This is a genomic window from Paenibacillus sp. y28 (assembly GCF_037137075.1).
Lineage (GTDB): Bacteria > Bacillota > Bacilli > Paenibacillales > NBRC-103111 > JBBBNV01.
In genome coordinates this window covers 101,670-125,170 of record NZ_JBBBNV010000005.1, presented here as the reverse complement: position 1 = coordinate 125,170, position 23,501 = coordinate 101,670, and the positions used below count along the sequence as shown (strand labels likewise).

The 23,501-nt window shown below is 55.6% G+C and carries 20 protein-coding genes; 3 read left to right on the top strand and 17 right to left on the bottom strand.

Annotation, left to right across the window (positions count from 1 at the left end; genetic code table 11):
• Positions 1-180 precede the first annotated feature (180 nt).
• From WBG83_RS06940 to WBG83_RS06900, 9 genes are all read right to left on the bottom strand, one after another.
• Entirely contained in the window at positions 181-1,149 is a 969-nt protein-coding gene (locus tag WBG83_RS06940; RefSeq protein WP_336743874.1) for a carbohydrate ABC transporter permease, read from the bottom strand.
• A 111-nt stretch (positions 1,150-1,260) separates the two neighbouring features.
• On the bottom strand, positions 1,261-2,136 hold the full coding sequence (locus tag WBG83_RS06935; RefSeq protein WP_336743872.1) for a carbohydrate ABC transporter permease: 876 nt from the start codon (positions 2,134-2,136) through the stop codon (positions 1,261-1,263).
• Positions 2,133-4,589, bottom strand: coding sequence for a DUF5696 domain-containing protein (locus WBG83_RS06930; protein WP_336743870.1), 2,457 nt, complete (start codon positions 4,587-4,589; stop codon positions 2,133-2,135). Before WBG83_RS06930 ends, WBG83_RS06935 begins: the two co-directional genes overlap by 4 nt.
• Entirely contained in the window at positions 4,586-6,730 is a 2,145-nt protein-coding gene (locus tag WBG83_RS06925) for a YIP1 family protein (RefSeq protein ID WP_336743868.1), read from the bottom strand. Before WBG83_RS06925 ends, WBG83_RS06930 begins: the two co-directional genes overlap by 4 nt.
• A gap of 22 nt (positions 6,731-6,752) precedes the next feature.
• The gene (locus tag WBG83_RS06920; RefSeq protein WP_336743866.1) at positions 6,753-7,652 is read right to left on the bottom strand and encodes a carbohydrate ABC transporter permease; all 900 of its coding nucleotides are present in this window, start codon (positions 7,650-7,652) and stop codon (positions 6,753-6,755) included.
• Entirely contained in the window at positions 7,653-8,630 is a 978-nt protein-coding gene (locus WBG83_RS06915) for a carbohydrate ABC transporter permease (protein ID WP_336743864.1), read from the bottom strand.
• Positions 8,620-11,613, bottom strand: a complete 2,994-nt coding sequence (locus tag WBG83_RS06910) for an extracellular solute-binding protein (protein WP_336743862.1) — start codon at positions 11,611-11,613, stop codon at positions 8,620-8,622. Before WBG83_RS06910 ends, WBG83_RS06915 begins: the two co-directional genes overlap by 11 nt.
• A 91-nt stretch (positions 11,614-11,704) precedes the next feature.
• Positions 11,705-12,826, bottom strand: coding sequence for an ABC transporter ATP-binding protein (locus WBG83_RS06905; protein ID WP_336743860.1), 1,122 nt, complete (start codon positions 12,824-12,826; stop codon positions 11,705-11,707).
• A 47-nt stretch (positions 12,827-12,873) separates the two neighbouring features.
• Positions 12,874-14,187: an ABC transporter substrate-binding protein gene (locus WBG83_RS06900; RefSeq protein WP_336743858.1), complete on the bottom strand. Its 1,314-nt coding sequence runs from the start codon at positions 14,185-14,187 to the stop codon at positions 12,874-12,876.
• A 375-nt stretch (positions 14,188-14,562) separates the two neighbouring features.
• On the opposite strand from WBG83_RS06900, the gene WBG83_RS06895 reads away from it, so the two are divergent.
• The 3 genes from WBG83_RS06895 to WBG83_RS06885 all read left to right on the top strand — a co-directional run bounded on the left by WBG83_RS06895 (position 14,563) and on the right by WBG83_RS06885 (position 16,708).
• Positions 14,563-15,819 (top strand): MFS transporter, encoded by a 1,257-nt coding sequence (locus WBG83_RS06895; RefSeq protein ID WP_336743856.1) that lies wholly within the window; start codon positions 14,563-14,565, stop codon positions 15,817-15,819.
• Positions 15,820-15,933: 114 nt separating this feature from the next.
• Positions 15,934-16,056: a sporulation protein YjcZ gene (locus WBG83_RS06890; RefSeq protein WP_336743854.1), complete on the top strand. Its 123-nt coding sequence runs from the start codon at positions 15,934-15,936 to the stop codon at positions 16,054-16,056.
• Between the two features lie 265 nt (positions 16,057-16,321).
• Entirely contained in the window at positions 16,322-16,708 is a 387-nt protein-coding gene (locus tag WBG83_RS06885; RefSeq protein ID WP_336743852.1) for a toprim domain-containing protein, read from the top strand.
• On the opposite strand, the gene WBG83_RS06880 is transcribed toward WBG83_RS06885, so the two are convergent.
• From WBG83_RS06880 to WBG83_RS06845, 8 genes are all read right to left on the bottom strand, one after another.
• Positions 16,665-17,588: an AEC family transporter gene (locus WBG83_RS06880; RefSeq protein WP_336743850.1), complete on the bottom strand. Its 924-nt coding sequence runs from the start codon at positions 17,586-17,588 to the stop codon at positions 16,665-16,667. The genes WBG83_RS06885 and WBG83_RS06880 overlap by 44 nt on opposite strands.
• A gap of 39 nt (positions 17,589-17,627) precedes the next feature.
• Complete coding sequence (locus WBG83_RS06875; RefSeq protein ID WP_336743848.1) at positions 17,628-18,293, bottom strand: SCO family protein; 666 nt, start codon at positions 18,291-18,293, stop codon at positions 17,628-17,630.
• A gap of 67 nt (positions 18,294-18,360) precedes the next feature.
• Positions 18,361-19,323 (bottom strand): heme o synthase, encoded by a 963-nt coding sequence (cyoE, locus tag WBG83_RS06870; protein WP_336743846.1) that lies wholly within the window; start codon positions 19,321-19,323, stop codon positions 18,361-18,363.
• Between the two features lie 317 nt (positions 19,324-19,640).
• Positions 19,641-19,970, bottom strand: coding sequence for a chaperone CsaA (gene csaA, locus WBG83_RS06865; protein WP_336743963.1), 330 nt, complete (start codon positions 19,968-19,970; stop codon positions 19,641-19,643).
• Positions 19,971-19,985: 15 nt separating this feature from the next.
• Complete coding sequence (locus tag WBG83_RS06860) at positions 19,986-20,960, bottom strand: aldo/keto reductase (RefSeq protein ID WP_336743844.1); 975 nt, start codon at positions 20,958-20,960, stop codon at positions 19,986-19,988.
• Positions 20,961-21,109: 149 nt separating this feature from the next.
• Positions 21,110-21,994 carry an urease accessory protein UreD gene (locus WBG83_RS06855; protein WP_336743842.1) on the bottom strand — a complete coding sequence of 295 codons (885 nt, stop codon included), beginning with the start codon at positions 21,992-21,994 and terminating at the stop codon, positions 21,110-21,112.
• A complete protein-coding gene (gene ureG, locus WBG83_RS06850) occupies positions 21,987-22,649 on the bottom strand; it encodes an urease accessory protein UreG (protein WP_336743841.1) in 663 nt (220 codons plus the stop codon). The genes WBG83_RS06855 and ureG overlap by 8 nt, the downstream gene beginning before the upstream one ends.
• Positions 22,650-22,748: 99 nt before the next feature.
• Complete coding sequence (locus WBG83_RS06845; protein WP_336743839.1) at positions 22,749-23,447, bottom strand: urease accessory protein UreF; 699 nt, start codon at positions 23,445-23,447, stop codon at positions 22,749-22,751.
• Between the last annotated feature and the right edge of the window lie 54 nt (positions 23,448-23,501).

Sequence of the window (23,501 nt, the reverse complement as noted above, 5' to 3'; positions counted from 1 at the left end):
AGCATCCCGGCTCTCCTTCACCAGCCTTTATGTGTCTCTTGCAATGACCAGAATCAACTATTCGGATGCCTGCATTGTTTCACTGGCTTTTTTCACTGGCCATATCTAAACGCCGCATCGTTAAAGGACACGGATGAAACAACGAGGCTTCGGCCGCCTTCATCCGCCTGGACTGTACTGCTAATCGACAAGCCCGGTACGCTCTACTCCCTCCACAAACCAGCGCTGGGTGAAGGAATACACGATCAGGGGCGGCAAAATAATGAGGAACGAAGCGGCCATCTTAATCGGCTCGGCAAAAATACTCGGCCCGGCCTGAGCTTCCTCCGCCGTCAGTGCCGCCGCCAGCTTGGACAGGCTGATAGAAAGCGGAACCTCCTTGGCGCCGAACATGTACATGGAAGGATAATAAAAGTCGTTCCAGCTCCAAACAAACGAGAACAGGAACACAACGATAATGGCCGGTGTTGAGACCGGCAGCATCACCCGGAGGAAAATCCGGAACACATTCGCCCCGTCGATCCGGGCGGCCTCCTCCAGCTCCTTCGGCAGCGTGCTGAAAAATTGACGGAAAATAATGACAAACAAGGCTCCCTTCAAGCCATGCCCGAACACGGCTGGTACAATCAGGGGCAAATACGTGTTAATCCAGCCCGCTTCCTTGAACATCAGGATGGACGGCAGAATCGTCACCTGGGGCGGCATCACAAAAGCAAACAGAAGGCACACCAGCCAAAACCGTTTGAACGGAAAATCGAGCCGGGCAAACGCAAACCCAGCGACGGCGCAGGCAATCACCTGCAGACAGGCCACAGAAACCGACACAATCGTACTGATCAAAAGACCGCTCGGATATTTCAGCAGCCGGAACGCTTCCAGCAGATGCCCCCAGTACAAAGTCCGGGGAACCCATACCACAGCAGGGTCCAGCAAGCTGGCGCCGTCCTTCACCATCGTCGAGATCATATACAATATCGGCTTCATGTAAATAAACGCCGTATCGATGAGGATCAAATACAGGAACAGCTTAAAAATAAGCCCTTTGTCCGCCTCCCGGCCAACGATCCATCTGGCGGCCCTGACCGAATTGCGCCGCAATCCGTTTCGGCTCAGCAAATCGCCCTTGAACTTCCGGATGACTCGTTCCATAGCTTTTGCCTCCTTCCTAATCCATTGCACGTAAGCTTTGACGGCGTTCCATTCCGAACAAGTATTCTTTTCTCCCCTTGTTTCCGGCTTGTTTGCCCAGGTTGCATTCGTTTAACGTACATGGCGTTTTGCTCCGCCCGTCCTTGTCGCCCGGTTGAAGATGAAGAAAACCAGCCCCAGAAACAGCAGCACAATGAGAAAGTAAATCCAGGCAAGGGCGCTGGATAAGCCGTAGTTTTGCGTATTGACCTTCGAAATAATCGGGTTGGACGGAAACGTAAACAAGTCGACCACTGTATAAATCAAATTCAGCCCAATGAACGGCGTCATACCGGGCAGCGTAATTTTCCAAAAGGTCGCCCAAGGGTCGGCACCGTCGATCCGGGCGGCTTCATAGACGGATTTGGCAATCGTCTGCCGGCCGGCCAGAAACAGCAAAATCTGCACCCCGGAATACCACAGCACCAGCACGAACGAGCTGATAATATTAACCATTGGCACGGCCCAGCTCGACGGCAAATACGTCGTAATGAGCCCGCCCAAATCCATCTCCTCCACAAACCCGAGCGTGCCTTCCCCCTGCGTGATGAACTCCTGAATGATTTGTCCCGTCGAGAAGATGACCGGCAGGAAAAATACAGCCCGGAAAAAACCGCGTCCGAGAAAACGCTGATTCAGCAAAATAGCGACAAGCAGCGAGAACACCACGATAACCGGAATCATGATGACCACCTGGCGCAAAAAAGGCAGCAGATCGTTGTAGAGCAGGCCACCGTCAGCAAGCAGAATCTCACGGTAATACTGCAGGCCGACCGGCGTAGTCTCGATGCCGCCTGCAGTAATTTTGACCCGCTGAAAGCTCATAGATAAGGAATAGCCGAGCGGAAAAGCGATAAAAACAAGAAAGCCGAAAATCCAAGGCGCAATAAAAACAGAGCCTTCCAGCTGCCTCACGGCGACCGCACCGGGCCTGCGTCTGCGTATCATTCCAGCTTCCCTCCCCCGGGCAACGCCACAAAGTCCTGCGCCTGCACAGTGACCCCCTCCACCTGGACCGGCTGCTGATTGTAGTTCACAATGACACGTTTGCCGCCCTCGTATACGGTTTCCATCACATTCGGCTCTATGGCGCGATGATTCACAATGAACTTGTTCTGCACATCGCCAAGCGCCTCGTTGTAACGCTGATATTCTTCCACCGCTTTAGCTTCCCAGTCCCGGTAGTTCATACTGTAATACCAAATCCAGTAGGCGCCCTTCATCTCCTGCTGGGGGGAGCTTGTAAAGGTAAAGCTCGGATAGAAGCCGTACTCAATCGCTCTCAGGAAATCCCGGCGGTACTGATCCCGCATATTAATCCAGTCGGACGTATACGTGATCAGGCCATGCACCGCAATTTGAGCAAACGGGACCGCTTCGTCCATAAACAAATCGTAGGAGTAATCATCCGGCATCCGCTGAATATGATTCACGCTGCCCAGCCCGAAGAAGTTGATTTTGTCCCCCCGGACGCCGCCCAGGGTATGCTTGACTTCGGACAGTATCTCCTGCTGAATCTGCTTCGTTTCCCTGCGCGTCGAGGGATAACGGTCATTGAAATCACTATCCAGATAACGGCCGATTCCATCCTCAAAGTACACGCCGTCCGCACCAAGCGCCTCTATCTCAGCCAGATCCTCTTGAATGACCTGCTGATAAAATCTCGGGCTGACCATCGTCACTTGCTCCCCGCTGGAATAGGCGGTGAACTGCTGCAGCGTACCCGCCAAATTGCGCAGCCCTTCATATTTGGCCCGGAAGCCGTCCCGATCATTGTTGTTTATCGTATAGTTGGCGCCCAAATACACCGGAATGTTCAAGGAGTGTGCGAAGTCGATAAATTGCTTCATTCCGTTGTTCCCGCCCAGACGCTCGTCGACGGGAAGCAGCCCCCCGAACGAGCTGTAGCCGTTTTTCTGATAGCCCAGATACTGCACGGACATATTCTCGATCCCGAGTCCGTACAGCCGCTTGACCATTTCCATCGCCTCCGAGGTGGTCGTCCCCTTTAAATAAGTGTCCCAAAGCAGACCCTTCTTCCGGTCAGCCCCGATAATATCGATGAACATCGGCAGCTTGCCGCCTGCGCCGGGCTGCAGGGGCTTCAGCTGATGCTCCCGCATGAGGTACTCCCGGTATTTGGCTGCCATCCCGACGTAATCGCTATGGCCCTCGTCCAGGAAATAGTAACGCACAGAGCGGTCTGCTTGGAACGGCTCCTTGTTGTAGGTATAGAAGCCGGTTTCTTTTTTCTTGCTCGTTCTCTGATAAAATTTCGTCCGGAGCTGCCATTCGGCTGTCGCCCAATTGCTTTGTCCGTATGCCCCTCCCGGTGAAGCAAATACCTTGGCGTATTCTTCACCGCCGGTGATTACGCCGATCAGCCCCTGATTGCCCGACTTGATGCCGAACACCGGCATCTTCACCTCCTGCCGGCCGGTCCGTTCCCCGTAAAATGAGGAATCCGCGCCGTACACGTCCTCGCGGTAAATTGTTTTGTCATTGGTACGGTTTGGCTTGAACCGTATGAGGGCGCCCGATCCGTCCGGAACGAGCAAATACCCGTCCTGTCCGCCGGACATTTCCGCGCCAAGCATCGGAAACAGCTTCACATTCAGCACACGGAGCTTCTCTTCAGTCATTGCCTCCTGCAGCAGCCTGACATCCAAATAATCGTCGGTTAGCTTCACCTCGACGGGAATGTTGATTCTGGATGCCGTAAAATGATAAACCGCCCGGAAGCCGCCAGGTCTTGCTTCGAAGCTTTCCACGGTGCCCTTGTCCTCCGCAAAGCTGATAATCTTGGGCTGGGATTTAAAATTGTCCATATCGATATATTCCAGCATCACCGGGGAGCGCAAATTGTTGCGCCATGTGCCGCTCATCGTTTCCTTGGCCCAATCGGCGGGGTTCGGATAGGAGCGCCATACGCCGCCGCTGCGGTGATCCCGGACCTGGAAGTGACCGGACTGGCGGTCGAACCACAGCTCCAGCTGAGCGGAGGCCGCAACTTGGCGGAAGCTGCTGTCCGCCGGAAGCTCCTGCTTCGCTTTATCCGCGCTGACAGAGCCCGCGGTTCCCGGAGCGGCGGCGGGAGCAGTCCCCGGGGCCGCCCCGCCTGCAGCGGCTGCCGTTCCATCGGACGCCCCACTTGCCTTCTCCGGCTCAGCTCCGCCTGAGGGTCCCGCTTCGCCTGCACCGGCTGCGGTCCCCGGGGCCGCCCCGCCTGCACTCACTGGCGCAGCTTCGCCTCCAGCCGGTCTCACCGCATCCGGCGCAGATGACGCTGCAGCGAGGGCCAAGCGCTCCGGCTGCTGAAGCAGCGGCGTCACGCTAACCGCTGCGGTCAGCAGCAGAGGGACCGCGATAAGCCATCGTCTGCGTGTGCTCCTTGTTCTCACCGGATGGTCACCTCCTGATAAATGGAATACACGAAGTCCTGCAGCTCACTGGTCAGCCCGAACGTAATGAAGACAAGAACTCCAAGCAGCGTCATCGTCGTCAGCGAGAGGAACAGATTCATCGAGGCTTCTCCGACGCTGTAGTTTTGCAGCGATTGAACCTTCCAGAATAGCAGAACGCCGACCCAAATAAAGACCCCCGCCTGGAGAAAATGGAATACGGCCGCTTCACTAAGCGTCAAGCCATGCGACAGCAATGTTAGCGGAAGTCCTACTAAAGCAAGCGGAAGCATCGCGTATGACGTTCCGTACACGACATCGCGAAACCGCCCTTCCCCCCGGTAAATCGAGCTGATTAAATAATTGGAGACGATCCAGCCAATCCAGATCACCATAAATTGAATCGACACGGTAATCAGGCTCAAGTCCATGATGGCGTCCGTGTTAAAAGTAAAATCGGTAAAGGCCCGCATGACTGCAAACGAAATGAGCCCCAGAATGAAGAGCAGCAGACTCATCCAGCCTCCGCCTTTCTGCTCATACCGGATGGCGCTGAAGCCGTCGAGCGGATGCTTCAGCAAATAAAACAAATGCCGCACCTGCACGATAAAGGGATGGGCCGACCGCTTCCGCTGCTTCCATTGCCTGCGCCAAGCCGTTCTTCGCGTTAGCCGGTCCGATAAAAAAATCAGAACGGCAGCCCCGATGAACACATTCATAAGCAGCCCGAAATGGCGCTGGAACCACAACAGCCGGACCTGCCAAAAGGCGTCGGAATAGCCCGGCTGATGACCGGCCTCATAAAACAGTCTTTGCGCCCTCGGGTACTCGCCCTTTTTGTACGCCGCCTTGGCCAGACCCAGAATCGCGGGCGTGTAGCCGCCATTCAGCCGCAGCACCTCCTCCCACAGCTTCTCGCTCTCCTCATAGCGTCCATCCTGAGTCAACCGGTTCGCCTGGTGTACAAGCGACCCGAACTCGGACAGCCGGAAGCGCTGGACGATGCCATTCTCCTGATCGAGAATAAACAGGTCGCCCTCGGCGTTATTGGCAATAGCCGACGGCGTTTTAACAAGGCCCAGCTTCGCATTCGGCGAGGCATCGCCCGCCCAGAAAAAAAGCAGGTTGCCGCCGGCATCGTACTGGCTGATATACTTCAGCGCGGAATCAATCGCGGTCATATTGCCGTCCGCATCTACCGTTACATCGCTTAGGGCCGGGACCTTGGTTTTATCCTTCGGCTTAAACCGGATTTCGCCGTAGCTTTTCTCCGTTGCTTCCTCATCTGCATACTCGCTTTTGGAGGCAAGCAAATCCTTTCCGGCCATGTTCAGCTTTTTGATTTGGCCGGTTTCCACATGTTGAGTGACCGTATAAATAAAGCCGTTCTGATCAATGTGCACACTGCTGGCGGAGCCGGGCAGCTTGCTAATCTCGCGCGCATACATTTCCCGGGTGTACAGCAATCGTTTAATCGCATCCATCGCCGTAAACTCCGCCTTGTTGGCCCCGAAGAAGCCCTGAAACTCGCCTTCCGGATCAAGCTGAAGCAGCCCCTGATAGCCCCCGAGCGTAGTAATATACAGAAACCCCCGCTTATCTACGGCAACCTTGATCGGATCATACTTGAAGCTCTCCGGAATCAGCCTGGATTCCGGCCGCTTGTATTCCTGCTGCACGATGCCGCTCTCATCCATTCGCAGGACACGCTTATTCCCGGTGTCGGCCACGTACAAAGCGCCTGCTCTATCGACAAAAACACCCTCCGGCTTGTTCAGAGTGCCGCTGTCCGGCACGATGGCGCTTACGAAGCCGCCGTTCTCGTCCAGATGCACGATCCGGTTGTTGCCGGTGTCTGCAATGTACAGATGGTTGCGGCTGTCGATGAACAAATCCCTCGGCTGGCTCAGGGGAGAATACGCCAGCTTGCCCGGCTCCTTCGGGTCCGGCAGGAAAAGGTCGCCCCCGACCGCATCAACGGGCGTATAAGCCGCTTGGGTCCAGACGAGCCGGCCGTAAGCATCCTTATAGTTTGTAACATACGGCATGTAAGCCAGCGCCGCCGGCGCAAGCGCCAGCAGAAGCGGCAGTGCCAGCAGGCTTGCCCAAATCCGCTTGTGCCTTCGCATGCTAAACCGCATCGTAACCCTCCTTTCCCCGAGCCTATTTAATGCCGGAATGCGCCATGGTCGCAATGACCTTCCCTTGGAAAAGCAAAAAAATGATTAGATTCGGAACGAACATCACAAGCGCCGCTGCGGCCGCCGCTCCCTGTCTGGCTACATTGTTGGCCAAATGATTCGTCAGTGTGGTCAAAAAAAACGGAAAATTCTTCATTTCGTCATCCTGCATGAACAGCGTGGAGGTTTCCGTATTCCCCCAGGAAGCCTGAAAGGTCAGGATGGCGACCGTCGCGATGGCCGGCATACAAACCGGAAGGACAATCCGCGCAAATAATTGCAGCTCCGAAGCCCCGTCCAGCTTGGCCGCCTCCAGCAGCTCTCCGGGAAGCTGGTCAATAAACTGCTTGATCAGGAAAACCCCGACCGGCATAGCCACCAGAGGCAAAATATGGCCGAGATACGTATTCATCAGCCCCAGCTCGCTGACAACCAGATAACGCGGAATTTGAACCGCCTCCGGCGCGAACATCAGCGTCAAAATGATCGTCGAGAACACCAGCCTGTTGCCCGGAAAAGAGTGCTTGGAAATCGGATAAGCGCACAGCGCACTGACGGTCGTTACCCCGACGACGGCCAGGCCCGAAATGACGACACTGTTAAACAAATAACGGGTCATCGGGACCGTCGAGACGGAAGCGACCAGAAACAGCTCCCTGAAGCTGTCCAGCGTCGGACCCCGCACGAAAAAATTAGGCGGATATACGAACAGCTCGTGATACGGCTTCAGAGCATGGTTAAAAATGTACACCAGCGGCAGCAGCATAAACACCGACAGCAGCACCAGCAGAACGGTCAGCACCTGCTGAAAGCCGTCCACCGCCTTCAGCCTGCGCGGCTTTTGCCGGAGCAGCGGCAGGATTTTTTTGGGCAGCGCCTCCATCTATTCTCCCTCCTTCGGGCCGAACAGCCCCCAGCAGAACCGGTTGGACATATACATCACCGCAAGCAGGAATACGGAAATCGCTGCAGCGTAGCCCATTTCAAAACGGATAAAGCCATAATCGTCAATATGATTCATCATAAGGTGGCCCGCATACTGCGGAGTCGGATTTGTGCCCGACAGCTCCACACCGATAGCTCCGGCCTTGAAGGTGCTCACGATCGCCATGACCGCGCCGAACAGCATCTGCGGCTTCATCGAGGGAATCGTAATGTACCCTATTTCCTGCAGCCGGCTGCTCATGCCGTCAATACGCCCGGCCTCATACAGCTCCGGGTTGACATTCAGCAGCCCGGCCAGCATCGCCAGGAAGCCGACCCCCATGCTGGACCAGAGCGTCACGACGATCATAGAGCCCATCAAATGCGCCTTATCGGTCACCCACAGCTCCGGCTGGTCGATGAATCCGATTCGGAGCAAAAGGCTGTTCAGGTAGCCGATACGGTCGCCGGTCAGCATTGGCAGCCAAACAATAGACATGGCAATCCCGGCCGTCAAGGACGGGGTGTACATAGCCAGCGCGAACCATTTGCGCAGCCCGCCCGGCAGCTGGCTAATCAGCCAGGCAAGCAGGAACGCGGCGATATAGCCGCCGGGCCCGACGAGAAGAGCAAATTTGAAGGTGTTGGGCAGCGCATATTTCAAGAACAGCAGGTCCTGGGAAATGAGGTTCTGAAAGTTGGTCCAGCCGATAAAGCGAGGAGATTCGATGGCGTTGAAGTAGGTGAAGCTGAGCACAACAGCCGCTGCCACCGGAATCAGAATAAACGCGGCGAAGCAGAGCATGAACGGCGCGATGAATAAATAGGAGGCCCGGCAGCGCCATACCCGGACAAGCCATTTCCTGAGGGGCGGGAGCTCCGTCCGGCTCACAGCCGCCTGTCCGGCAAGCGCCGCTGCTTCCCGGTTATTTGACATACGGCTTCACCCCTTCCCACGGCTTGTTTACAACCGGCAGCGGCATCGTCTTCGTCACATGGCCCGCCGCATCCATATAGCCGAATTCCTGCTGCTTGCGTCGCAGCTCGCGGTTTACATCCATCACCGCCATCTCCAGCGAGGAACGGTAATTCATCCCGTCCACCACGGTCCGGTTCCAGGCATTGGTAATTTCCCGGGTCAAATAATAGCCGCCCGGCACATTCGGCATATCCTTATACCACATCCATTGGTTCAGGATGATGTTAGCGTCCTCCCGCTTCCAGGGCAGCTTCGCAAACGCCTCTACACTAGACGTATTCCAGCGGAACGCCACCCCGTTAAACGCCTCCAGATCCGCCCCGTAACGCTCCTGAACGTCTGCCGACAGCCACCATTTTAAAAATGTCCAGGCTTCTTCCTTTTTCGTAGAGGAGTTAAAAATAACGCCCGTCGTCTGTCCGCCTCCCGCCCAGCGGGCAATCGTGCCGTCCGCCTGCTTCGTTCCCGGCAGCAAGGCAATTCCCCAGGAGCCGTTCAGCTCGGGTGCAGCTGCGGAAAGCTGAACGTACATGTTATAGTCGGATACTCCGATGGGCATCGTTCCTTTCCGGAAATGCTGCAGGAAGCTGGTTACCTCCCGGTCCGCCGCGTAAATATGAAACAGGTCGGTCCACTGCTTGAACGCCTTAAACCCCTGCGGCGAATCCATCGCGGCCGTAAGACCGTCCGGATTGAAAAACTCGGCCCCGTTCTGATAAAAGTACGGCATGAATTCCTTAGGCGGCACGTAAAAATTCATGCCGTTTTGCTGCAGCGCGGGAAGCATGTCGTACACCTCGTCCCACGTGTCCGGAATTGCAAGCCCCAACCGGTCCAGAATGTCCTTGCGGTAGTAAAGCACCTGAAACGACTGGGTTTCCGGCACAGCATAATAACCCTTATTGTAATAAAACGGCAGCCACGAGCCGGGACTGAACCGGCTGTACATCTCTTGAAAATCCGGAAACGCCGAGATATCGTATACGCTGTTTCGAATGGCATAATCAACCGGCAAATCCTGGGATAGCCCAAGCGCAACGTCCGGCTGCTTGCCTGCCGCATTCGATAGAACGAGAAGCTGGGCATTCGGAAGCAGGTTCACCTTAACCTTCACCCCGGTCTCAGGCGTAAACAGCTCGTCGGTCAGCTCCTGCAGCTGAGTGACATAGTCCCGTCCGCGCTGCACCCACACATTGAGCACCTGATCGTCCATCTCGCCCAGATGGTTCTTCGGTTGGAACGAATAAAAGAAATTCAGGACCAAGCCCTTCGCCCGGGCAAACAGCGAAGCCTCCATCTTCGGAAACGGCTGTTCGACTGGTGTCACATAGATTTCATCCAGCTGCAGCGGCTGCTGCACCAGCGTATCCATATTTTTGCCGATGCGCTCCATGACTGTGCCTATCGTATCAGCCCGGTAAGGGATGTCGTCCACTTTGTTCAGCAAATCGCGAAGATCATCCGCGGAGGTCGCATAGGACTGGCTGACGGTGTCGATGGCGCCGTTAACCTGAACGGTGTCCTTCTCCAGCCTGTCAATCATCTCCGCCGCCCGGCTCAGCCGTTCCGGCAAATCCGGCATCTCCTCGGCCATATGCCAGGTCCGGTTCGCATCGGATTGCTTTCCGGTAAGGGCTTTCAAATCCTGGTCTGCTTCACGAAGCAAATCAACAGCCTGCTCCGTGCCGAGAATGATATGCTTCACCGGATCATGCGTCACGGCCAGCGATAACGTGTGCTTGCCCTTTTCCAAATAAAACTCGTAAGGCCGGCCCTCGCCGGAACCAAGTACTCTGCCCTTCCAGGCGGTGTCATAATCAAAGCGGTACGTAAGCAGCTCCTGGAACGGCACCCGGCCGTCAATGCGGATGCGGCGGAATGAAGCCTTCTGGGACAGTGTATTCTGCAAGGCGCGGAAGGCCAGCTTGTAGTTTCCCGTTTCCGGGATTTCAAACGTCCAGGTCAGCTCCTGGTTTTGGGCAGACCATTTCTTCCCGCCGATGGAGTTGAACACAATTCGTCCCGCCGCTAACGGAACGGTGCGCTGATCCGTATCGGAAGCAATTTGAATCGCCGAATCGTTCTTGACCGCGCCTGACTCCGCCTGCAGCACAAGACCCTTGCTCTGTACCGGCTTCGCTTGTGGAGCCTGCTGAGCCGCCTGCTCATAGGCCTCAAGCGGCTGCTGCGGCACGAGACGAATGGCTTCCAGTGCCACGGCATCGGAGGTTTCCAGCCGCAGGGTACGCTTTCCCTTGGCAAAAAACCACTGCAGCGGACGGGCGTAGGCTCCGGCCGAATCGGTCAATGACTCGGCGGCCCATTCACTCACATCCAGTGAGCGCGGACGGATGTCATTGCCGTCGGTATCCTGTTTAATCAGGTCCAGATCCTTCCACTTCCGGTACAAGGTGACCGACCGCGCTTCCCGGAACGGCTGCTTGCCGTCTACGGTAACATGCAGCGTAACAGGCCGCCGGAAGCCGTACTGTGTCACGGGACGATACGTGAGCTCGATTTCGTACAAAGCGTCCGCCGGCACCTCAATCTCATATTCGGCCCAGGACGGCTTGCCCGTGTTCCAGAGCAGCACCTCTTGTTTTCCTTCATAGGCGGCAGGCCGGAGAACAGGCTCCGACTGCCGGATCGGAGCTGCCGCCCGGATAGTCAGCGGGGCTGCGCCAGGCTGCACCCTCTGCTGCTGCAGGCTCTGAAGCACGGCCGCATAGTAGGGCTCGGCTTCCGTCAGCCGGGATAGCCTGCTCAGGCTGCCCGCACGCGGCGGCTGCTTCGTCTCCTCCTTCACCGCCGGGACGGCCGCAGCCGCCGGAAGCTTCCCTTCCGCAGCCGCAGGCAGGTCAGGGCTGCTGATCAGCAGGCACGCTGTAAGCAGCACTGGTAGTCCCCGCTTCCCCAGACGGCCGATGTATTGCTTGTTCACTGCGCCAAGCCTCCTTTCCCGCACCATGCGCCAGTCCAGCGTGCAGTGCGGCGTCAAATGACGGTGCTGAACCAGCATGCCGCCGGCAGCTTCAGTCCGTGATGCGCTCTCCGGTGTCCGCGTGAAAAAACAGCGCCTTGGACATATCGGCGGCGACGCTTACCTTGGCCTCCTCCGCAAAATGATAACGGGGATTGGCCCTCACGATAAGCATGCGCTCCTGACCGATATCCAAATGCACGAAGCGGTCCGCCCCCATAAGCTCGCTAATATTATGAACGCCGGGAATGACGGCCCGCGGAAACGCCTGAAATACGATTTCGTCCAGGCTGACATTTTCCGGGCGGATGCCGAGCGTCACTACCTTGCCAATCAGCTTGTGTGTGATAAGCTGATGCTTTTTCCCATCCGGAATTTCGAGCGCGAACCGGCTTGTATGGAACGCAATGGTACCGCCGTGCCCTTCATGTAATCGGCCTGAAATGAAATTCATCGGCGGCGATCCGATGAAGCTGGCAACGAAGGTATTGGCCGGCTGCGTGTAAATCATCTCGGGCGTATCCACCTGCTGAATAATGCCATCCCGCATGACGACAATCCGATCCCCCATCGTCATCGCTTCGATTTGATCGTGGGTGACATACACCATCGTAACGCCCAGCTGCTTATGAAGCCTGATAATCTCGGCCCGCATCTGAACCCGCAGCTTGGCGTCCAGATTGGAGAGCGGCTCATCCATCAGGAACACCTGCGGGTTGCGCACGATCGCCCGACCCAGCGCTACGCGCTGCCGCTGTCCGCCGGAGAGCTCCTTCGGCTTGCGGGTCAAATAATTCTCAATTTCAAGTACACGGGCCGCCCGTTTGACGGCCAGGTCGATTTCATGCTTGGGCATTTTACGAAGCCGCAGCCCGAACGCAATATTTTCATACACGCTCATATTGGGGTACAAGGCATAATTCTGAAACACCATGGCAATGTCCCGATCCTTGGGCGGGAGATCATTCACCAGGGTATCCCCGATATAAATTTCCCCCTCTGTAATATCCTCCAGTCCGGCAATCATACGCAGCGTGGTTGATTTGCCGCAGCCAGAAGGGCCGACGAAAACAAGAAACTCCTTATCCCTGATCTCCAGATGGAAATCCTTCACCGCAATCTGTTTCTCCTTGCCGTACCGCTTATAGACGTGATGCATGAGTATACGGGCCATCGTGGCATCGCCTCCCAAGGGAAAGATGTGCTGCTCGGCTTGAATGTCTATTTTTTGGCCTTGACCGCATCAACGGCCTTCGCAGCGGTTTCTTCAATTTTGCGGAACAAGGTGTTGATGTCCGTGGCGCCCAGCGCCCCCTCATGCACCGCTTCCTCGTACGCTTTTTGCGCGTCATTCTCATATTGGGATTTCGAGGGCAGCTTCGCATAGCTGTTGAAAAATACGGCTTCCAGGTTTTTGTCCTTATGCTTGCTATCCTGGCCGAACTGCCTTTTAATCCCCTCATCGTTCAGCGTGGTCATGGTTCCGCTGCGGGCCTGCTGCGTCTGATATTCCTTGCCGGTCAAAAATTTAATCACCTCCATCGCTTCATCCTTATGCTTGCTCTGCTCCGTAATGCCCCAGTAAAACGGATAAGCCGAGGAGCCGATTCCCGGCAGCTCCTTGAAGACCGGCAGCGCCGCAATATCCCAGTTCAAGCCCTCCGCCCCGGATGCCGCCCAGTCCAGATCTGACAAATAAGCGAACATCGCCAAATTCCGATCCTTCAGGAACGGGTCCTTGTAGGGGAGCTTGTTTTTCAAGCCGGCCATCGCATGTTTATAGCCCGGATCGGAGGCAGGCCGGATGTAATAGGTTTCATAAATTTGCTTCCAGCTGTCGCTCGTATTAATGGTCGGCTGGTCTGTTTTGGGGTCCAGGAAGGTGGCGGAGAATTGGTTCGCCCGAAGCATATGGGCCGGAGAAGCGGCAAAGCCGAGGTACTGCTTGCCCGCATCTGTCCGGGTAAGCTGCTTCGCCAGCTCCCCCAGTTCATCCCACGTCATGCCGTTCGTCGGATAAGGCAAGCCGAACTTGTCGAAAATATCCTTGTTGTAGAACAATACAACGTTCTGCGACCAGACCGGCAGCCCGTAAATCGCCTGCCCGCCCGACATCGCTCTGGCATAGTCGATCATGGTAGGCTCGAATGCGCTCAAATCAAGATTCGACTTTTTCATGAGCCCGGACATATCATAGGCAAGCTGGTATGTCTTGACTGTGTTGAAGAAGGCCACGCTTTCGTAGTAAAGGTCAAAGGTTTGGCCCGCTGCAATCAGCTCCTCAATATTGGTGCCCTTGTCTTTGCGGATATACTTGATTTTTACATGGGGAAATTGCTTTTCAATCGGGTCGCTGAATTTCAGCCTGACCTCTTCCTCGGATGTAGCCGCCGTAGAATAAAGCACTAATTCGACCTGGTTCTCCTCTCCGGCCTTTTGCCGGGACAAATCTCCCGCTGCCCGCTCCGAGCCGGTGCATGCAGTGTTGACGGCTAACAGGGCCGCCGCAAGCAAGAACAAGCTTTTTCTTATCACACAGAACCCCCCCATTCCATTTGTTCCAGCCGGATTTTTCACTTGATGCTGAGCCGTATTGTAACAATCCGTCTGCAAAGACGACCACGATCGCGGAGCTGCACTGTTCTATCCCGTCCATTCCCAACGTTGTTGCTCACCGCTCTTCCAGAAGCGTGCCATGTGCCGGGTATACATAATTCTCGATAAACTTCCGGCTGCAGCCCCAACGAAAGCGCTGATGGCTCGGTTAGGTTCATTCTAGTACATCCGGTGTGAAGATGGTGTGAATATTGTAAGCGCTTCATATTCGCGGCTCTTTTCTATGGTCCGGTCATATGCAGCGGACAAGATGCGTACAAGTATAGGAGGAGGCTGGAGAGGAGGAGAGGTGTTTTGAAAACAGCGGTTTGGCTGTACTTTTTTATGTTTGTGGCTATTTTTGATTTGCATGCGCAATATCCCATCTTATCCCCCTTTGCATTATCGCTCGGCGCGGCGCCATCCTTTATCGGGCTGATCATGGGCATTTATTCGCTGACCCATCTGCCCGGCAATCTGCTCGCGGGGTTCGGCGTAGACCGTTATGGCAGCAAGCCGTTTATCGTGACAAGTCTGATCATTGCAGGGGCGGTACTATTGGTGCAGTCTCTGGTGACAGATCCGTGGCAGCTGCTTGCAGTCCGATCGGTAAGCGGCTTTGTGCTGGCCTTTCTGTCCCCGGCATGCCAATCCCTGCTGGCAAAGCTCAGTCAAGATCCGCTGATGCAAGGGAAGCTGATGGCAGGCAACGGGCTTGTACATACGATTGCTTCCGTCTTCTCCCCGGCTGCCGGCGCTTATTTGGTCGCTCAGATCGGCTTTGCCACGGCCTTTACTGTGCTTGGCTGGGTACTCATTGCCACAGGCCTGTTCGCAGCGTTGTTTTTGCGGGATATAAAGCCGGCTGCGGCCGGGATGAAACCGAATCCCTCCGCCGCACCTGCGGTCCCGGCTCCAATCCCTCTGCACGGCAAGCGGCCTGCTTACGGAGCGGCGGCGGCAGGCATGTCCTCCGGCAGCCAGAGCATACGATCCGGAATACCCTGGTTATTCTTCGGTATTCCGCTGGCGATTTCATGCTCGCAGGGCATCATCTCCTTCGAGCTGCCCTTGATGAGCGCGGCCAAGAGCTCCCTGCTTACCTCAGGACTGCTGTTCTCCATGATTAGTGTCGGGGCGCTGATCACCTTAAGCATGATGTTTTTACAGCGCTACTCCCCGCTGGCCCGCACGATTATCGGCTCGCTGGCGCTCGCCCTTGTGTTTTTCGGTATGGCGGTCCATTGGCCTGTGCCGCTGTACGGCTCGCTGCTGCTCATCGGGATGGCCAAAGGGGTTATTTTTCCAGCCATGGCCTCCCTGCTTATTTACTTGACCGGACCGGAACGCTATGGACGCGTGTTCTCGATTTTATCCGTAGCGCTGTCCATCGGCGCTTTCTTCGGCCCGACCCTGGCCGGCCAGCTGCGTGATAACGTGTCCTCGTACTTCATCGCCTTTGTGGTGCTGATGATCGCGCTCTGTCTGCTGTCGGCTATCCGGACGCTGCCGAAGCAGCCGGCCACGCCGCAGCCAGCGCCGCCTCTACGCCACCATCCGCCGGCCGGCTGAGAGGACTGGGGCCTATCTTTGGTGGAGGTGGGTGTATGCACAGACCTTTACCGGCCTCGGGCATAGTATAGAAGTGTCAGGTGACCCTCCGGTTCCGGAAAGGAGTGAAAGCAAATGTCTTGTGGCGAAAACATTGCTCCTGTAGCTGCAGGCTGCGGCGGTTTCTTTACTTCCACTGGCACGATCCTCGTTCTGTTCATCCTGCTGGTCATTGTGTCCCGAGCTATTCTGTACTAAATACTTCTTCTCTGTTGGAGGGGGCCGCAGGCCTCCTTTTTGATTTGGGCGGGTCTTTCTCCTATTCCATGCTGGACGGCGGCTTCCATCCGCCTTATCGGTTAAATTTCCAATGGGTTGTTCATCGGCATGGCAAGTTCGGGTATACTTTGATTATCCCGACGGCCGAACGGCCTTGCGCCTGGACCGGGACGATGACCGTAAGAAAACAGCCGTTCTTCATTTCATTAGAGGATGAAGCCGCGCAAGACAGGAGGAGACGGACATGTCAATCGTTATTATTGTTGAAGGGAAAAATGACCGCAGCCGCCTGCGGCGCCTCGTAACCGGGGAGGAAGTGGAGATTCTATGCACCTTTGGCACATTGAATACGCTTAAGCTGGAGCAGTTAAAAAAACAAATCGGGGACCGGGAGGTCTTCTTGTTCACGGACAATGACGCTTCAGGCAAAAAAATAAGAGCCGCCCTCCGCGACGCATTTCCCGACGCCGTACAAATGTACACGCGCCGCGGGTATGCAGGGGTGGAGGGGACTCCGGAAGAGTACCTGATTCAACAGCTGGAAAAAGCCGGGCTCGATGAATATATCGTCTATCCCGATCCGCTGCCTACGGAAGGAACTGCATCAGGTAAATCACAATCGTCATCGTAAACATGCTGAGCATCGTCGAGGAGAAGACGGCTTGGGAGGCAAATTCCGGCTCGTTATCGAATTCAACGGCCAGCAGCACACTGGATAACGATGTCGGCACTGCGCAGGACAGGAACAGCGCTTTGGCAATATCGCCCTGCAGGCCAAGCATCCAGATGACGACAAAGCCCAGCGCAGGCCCGATACATAACCGCAGGAAGTTGGAAATGAGCACATCCGAGAATTGAATGACCCACTTCATGCTGCCAAGCTGCACGCCGAGCGTAATGAGCGCCGTGGCCACAAAGCCGCTCGACACGTATTCAATCGGCGTATAAATGGGATCCGGCACTTCAATGTGAAAGCCGCGCAGAATGAACGCAAGCGGTATCGCATAAATGGCGGGCAGGCTGAAGATCGTCTTCATCGTCTTTTTCAACTGATTCTTATGCGCATTAACGCTGTACACGCCATACGTATTCGGAATAATATTTTGCATCATCATGATAATGATTTGTACGGACAGGGTGAACGGGTCTCCGCTAAACACAAGCTGGTTCAGCGGAATGGCATAGTTGGCGCTATTGTAGAACAGTACGCTGTTGCGCATCGCGCTGGCCATCGATCCCTTATAGCCCCGCACCCAGATCACGATTTGAACGGCCAGAATAAGCAAGGCGAAGAATAGGAAAAAAAACAGAAGCACCTGGAACAGCACCGCCATGGATAGCGTCGATTCGTATAGCTTGGTGAATATAACAGCAGGAGAAAACAAATAAAAATTAAGCTTGGACAACGTTTTGATGTCCAGCTTAAAGGCCCGCTGCAGGATTACTCCTACACCGAGCATAATTGAAATCGGCACGATATTACTCAGCAAAATGTGGAAAAAATATGCCATGATGACCGCTGCGCCTCCACTCGTGTCCTGATAGTCGTCTTATTTCTCTTTAACCAGCTGCATTAGGGCTTTGGCAATGTCCTTCGGGTCAGCGTCGGCTTGGGAGGCATCGACATACTTGCGGATGTTGCCCTTACGGTCAACAAGCGCGATATAATTGTTATGAGCGAAGTTTCCTTTCTCGTCCTGGATCACGGCAATCCCATACTGCTTGGCCAAATCCACAATCGTCTTCGGATCGCTGCGCAGGAAGTACCACGAGCTTGGGTCAGCCTCCAGCGATTTGCTGTACTGCTGCAGCCGCTCCAGCGTATCCCGCTGCGGGTCAAATGAAATGGAATACATCATGACGTCTGTTCCGAGCACGCCTTTGGAGCTCAGTTCCTTCTGCACATCGGACAAAATGTAGTTTGTCGGAAAGCATACATCCGGACAGTAGCTGTAGAAAAAGTAGACAACCCGTGCCTTGCCGTCGTTCTGCTGCAGGCTTACCTGCTGCCCGTCCATATTCGGAAGCGTAAAGTTCGCAGCCGCTTTGATGACCTTCAGCTGCTCCCCTTGGCTGCTCATGTAATATACAATTGCGCCTACAAGCAGCAGACTGATGACCGCGGTGATGGCGATAAAGCCGCGATTAGGCTTGCCGCCAGCCGGTCCGACGGGTCCCGCCGCTCCAGCCTGATTCATCTGATTTCCCTCACTCATCGCTAATTCCTCCCATGCGTAAAGCAAGTCCCATGGGCTCCATGGGACATTCGTTCGCGCATATTATTTATGTCGTTACCGTATCAATGACCATCACAATAAACAAGATGGTTAAGTAATTGATCGAAAAAACAAAGTTTTTCTTGGCCCAGGTCACATCGTCCTTCGTTTTGAAGCCCATAAAGGACATAACAACCCAGGTCATGCCGAGCACGGTAGCAACCGCCAAATAAATCAAGCCGACATAATTGTACAAATACAGCATCAGGGATACAGGAACCAGCATAACCGTATACCGGATCATGTGCAGCTTTGTTTCGAAATTCCCCTTCACAACCGGCAGCAGCGGAAATCCGGCCGCAGCATATTCCTCCTTGCGGCGGATGGCCAGTGCCCAGAAGTGCGGCGGCTGCCACAGGAACATGATGAGGAACAATATCAGCGCGCCCGCATCCAGGGTTTGCGTGACCGCACAGTAGCCGATAACCGGCGGAACCGCTCCGGCAATTGCTCCGATCGAGGTGCTGAACGTAGAAGTGCGCTTCAGCCAAGCCGTATACACCCACACGTATACGAACAGCCCGACAACGCCAAGCAGCGCCGCCAGCGGACTGCCCAACAGAAAACAGAGCACCGACAACCCGACAACGCCAAGCAGGATGCCGTACCCCAGCACCAGACCGGACGGCAGGCGGCCGGACGGCAACGCGCGTTCCTGGGTGCGGGCCATTTTCATATCAAAGTCCCGATCCAGATAGTTGTTCAGAACACAGCCCGACGCCATAACCAGAGCGGTTCCAATTAACATATATAAGAGTTGAACCCAGCTGACATCCCCTTTCGAGGCTACCCAGAAGCCGCCAAACGCTGTAATGGAATTTGAAAACAAAATTCCCGGCTTCGCCAGCTGCACAAAATCGCGCCATATCGGTTGAGCCGCTGCAGCTTCATTCATCCGTTCTTCCCCCGCCTCCGCGTCATGGCTTGCGGCATGATTGTCAGCAGCATCGATGATGATCGATTTACTCATCTTTATAATTGCTCCCTTCCAAGGCTTAAAGCCTGTCCTCGCCAGACGGAGAACATACAAACCCTATGATAACAAGAGCGGGGGAATTTGACAATAATGGCCCGGAAGCGTTCATAATATTGTCGAATACAAATCGACACCAAAACAAGCCCTGCAACGGCTTGTTTTATATTTTTTCCGCTCTACATCAGTTTGTTCAAGCCCGTCGTATCGTAAACCCGGATCGCCGCAGCGATCTCCCGCTTTTATATGAAAGGCAGCACTCGCCGTCCATTTCTGGCGGCAACCATCAGGCCATCATGGCTTTTCACCGCTGCTCAGGCAACCGGCGTGCCGTTCGGAACCCCCTGCTGCGGCGCCAGCAAAATGACATCGCCCTCGCTCGGCACGGCGCCAAGCACCAGCACCTCCGATTGGAAGCCGGCAATACGGCGGGGCGGAAAATTAACGACGGCGATGATCTGCTTGCCGACCAGCGCCTCGGGAGTATACCGTTTCGTAATTTGCGCGCTTGAACGCTTCACGCCCAAATCACCGAAATCCATGTGCAGCTTGATAGCTGGCACACGAGCCTCCGGGAATGCCTCCGCCTGAATAACCGTCCCGATGCGCAGATCCAGCCTGGTGAAATCCTCTATCGTCGCTATGACTCTCTCCTCCTCTTACGGTAACCGGTAAAAACCGAACGGCGACCCGTAGCGGGTCCCTGCGCTGATCTGATCCAGCAGCTGCAAGCTGTCGGCACCCAGTTGGACGGAAACGCTGCTGAGGTTCTCCTTCAGCTGGTCCGCCCGGGTCGCGCCTACAATGACCGTCGACACGGCCGGCTGGTGCATCAGCCAAGACAACGACAACGATCCGGCCGTTAAAGCAAGCGACTGGGCCAGCTCTTGTACCTGGCCGCCAAGCCGGACCCGCTCCTCGTTCAGAAACGCGCCGAAGCTCGGATCGGTCTGCACCCGGGAGCCCTGTGGAGCCGATTCCACAGCCGCGTACTTTCCGGTCAATATTCCTCCGGCCAGCGGAAAATAAGGAATAATGCCGACCCCTTGGTCCAGGCAAAGCGGAACCAGCTCCCGCTCCGGAGTCCGGTCGGCAAGCGAATAGCTGACCTGTGTGGAAACATATCGGTTCAGCCCGAGCTCCTGGCTGGTGCCCAGCGCCTTCATCAGCTCCCAGGCCGCATAATTGGACGCTCCGATATAGCGCACCTTGCCGCTTCTGACCATATCGTCCAGCGTCCGTAATGTCTCTTCCAGCGGTGTATACGGATCGAACGTATGAATTTGATACAAATCCACATAGTCCGTTTTCAGCCGTCTCAAGCTGCTCTCCAGCTCCCGCTCCAAATGATAGCGCGATGAGCCACGGTCATTGGGGCCTTGTCCCATCGGCAGTCCCGCTTTTGTCGCAAGCACCGCTTCATGCCGCCTGCCCTCCAGCGCCCGGCCGATTATCCGCTCCGATTCGGAGCCGGCGTATATATTCGCGGTATCAATAAAATTCACGCCCTGATCGAGAGCGTAATGGAGGATTTGTGCCGAAGCAGCCTCATCCGCCCGTTTTCCGAAGGCATTCGTCCCAAGTCCCAGTAACGATACACGCAGACCACTGCCGCCTAACTGACGATATTGCATGGACAACACTCCTTGTACAAAGATTATCCCTGTAGTTTACCACATTCCAGCACAATCAGCCGGGGCATACGGCCGAAAGCTTCATGATAATAAATTTGTATTCCGGCTTTCCCACTCGAGCGATTGAACAAAAAATCCCGCCGCACTGCTCATTTTCGAATGAGCGGCACAGCGAGATTCAACCATTCCACACGCAGCTTCGTCCAGATTTCGTCCAGCATACGTTCAATTTCCCAGGCGCGGTGTCCCAGCACCTGAACCGTGACGCCATGCTGCGCCGTCAAACTAACGCCGGCCAGCAGCTGCGGCCAGCCGGCCAGCACGCCGCGAACCATCGGCAGCAGTTCCGGGGTCACCCGGTCGGAGAATACCAGGAGCTGGCCCGTATGGGTATACTTCCCCAGCATGCCGGGAGCAGCAAGCGGCTGACGGCCGGGCTCCCAGTGCTGGGCGCTGTAATAGATCAGGCGATCCCCGTAAAAAACCTCCAGCTTCGTCTCGTAACGCCGATAGCGGAACAGCTCTCCCCGCTCGCTCCGGCCCGGGCAGACGATTTCACGCTGTATGTATACCGATCCGGGCGAGAGCCTGACTGTCTGCTCCGTACTGAAATCCGCATCGGTATACAGCATCACCGGCTCCGGCATCAGCTCCAGCAGCGCATCCTCCTCCAGCTCCACCGTCTGGCACTGGGAAGCCGGAGCCGAAAGGCAGGGATGAACCTTGGTATACGACTGATTCGTAACGAGCACCCGGCTCGCCTGCCCGAGCCGCCATTCCAGCTCATACCGATCTCCAGCCATAATGCCCGGAGAGCAATCCATCAAATAAACCGCAAGCTGTCCGTCCTCCATCGGGAACGTCTTGGCGATTTTGAGCGGAGCGGTGTGTCGATTCGTACGCATTTGCGTACGCATTTGCGGGCTATCGGACAAATTGGGCAATAAGGCGGCGGGGGAAGCCTCCCGGACCTGCGAGGGGTAGGACTGCCGCCCCTCAAAGGAAGCCGCAACCTGCCCCGTCACCCTAAGCATGCTTGAATTCGCCTTCGATCCAGCTGATAATTTGGTCCAGCCCTTGGCCCGTGAACAAATTGGACATGACATAAGGGCGTTCCCCCCGCATCCGCCGGGTATCGTCCTCCATAACATCCAGATTCGCGCGCACATACGGCGCCAAATCAATTTTGTTAATCACAAGCATATCGGAGCGCATAATACCCGGCCCGCCCTTGCGCGGAATTTTCTCCCCTTGCGCGACATCGATAATATAGATAAAAAGGTCCACCAGCTCCGGGCTGAACGCCGCCGCCAGGTTGTCTCCGCCGCTTTCGATAAAAATGATATCCAAATGCTCGAAGCGCTGCTCCAGCTCTTCAATAGCCTCGAAATTCATAGAAGCATCCTCACGGATTGCCGTATGCGGGCAGCCTCCGGTCTCGACTCCGATAATCCGCTCCTCCGGCAGCGCTTCAGAATGAACCAGAATCCGGGCATCCTCTTTCGTATAAATATCATTCGTAATCACAGCTATGCTGTACTTCCCGTTAAGCTGGCGGGCCAGTCTTTCGACCAGCGCGGTTTTCCCCGATCCGACAGGCCCCCCGATACCGATTCGCATCGGACGCGTCCGGTTGATCGCCGGCCTCTCCCATTCGTGATGATGATGTCCTGCAGCCCCTTGGCACATACATTCCACACTCCTTCAATTTTGGTTCGTTTGAGGCAGGATTGTCCGTTTGTCCCGGGCCTCAAAAAAACGCTTCATTAATATAGTGTCTCTCTGTACTTAACTCATAAACAACCGGGAGTACAGCTCCTCATGCTTCATCATAAAAATCTCCGATCCCAGGGCCGTGCTCCTCGGCGCTCCCGGGTCCCCGTCCGCCGCCCGCCGCCAAGCCTCCTGAACGAAGGGAAGCATCGCCACAATAAGCGCCTGGCCTTCCGTTTGCCCCATCGACATCAAGCGCAGCGCGCTCCCTACCGACGTTGTCAGACAAGTATACAAATAACCTTCCGCCGCCATCTCCAGCGGCAGGCCGAACTGCCAGCATGTCCAGCCGTGGACTACAGCATGAGTCCCTGCCGTGTGACGCTGGCGGACAGCCTGTTCAAGCGGCTGCCACATCAGCTGCGGATGCATGTTCTGGCACAGCAGCAGCAGCCTGCGGCCCATTTTTTGCACACCGTCTCTTGTCTCGCTCGCCAGACGCTGGGCATGCAGCCGCTGATCCGTGCGCCACAGCTCTTCCCAGCGCGCTTCCGGCGCATAGGTGTATACGGCTTTGATCCCCATGCCATCGGCCGGGGCCCAGTTCCACACCAGCATCGCCGCCAAGTACCGTTTCAATTCATCGACTGTCTGAATCTCGCCAAGCTGCACCATCGTTTCCAGCCCGAATGAATGCGAGAACGCCCCGATTGGAAGCGCGGAATCAAGAAGCTGGGTGTACGCCAGCCAGGCTGTTGTCCGTTCAGATGACATGGATATGCTCTCCCCCTCTCCGCTCTTTTTGTTTGCTGATTTGACATGCTATGC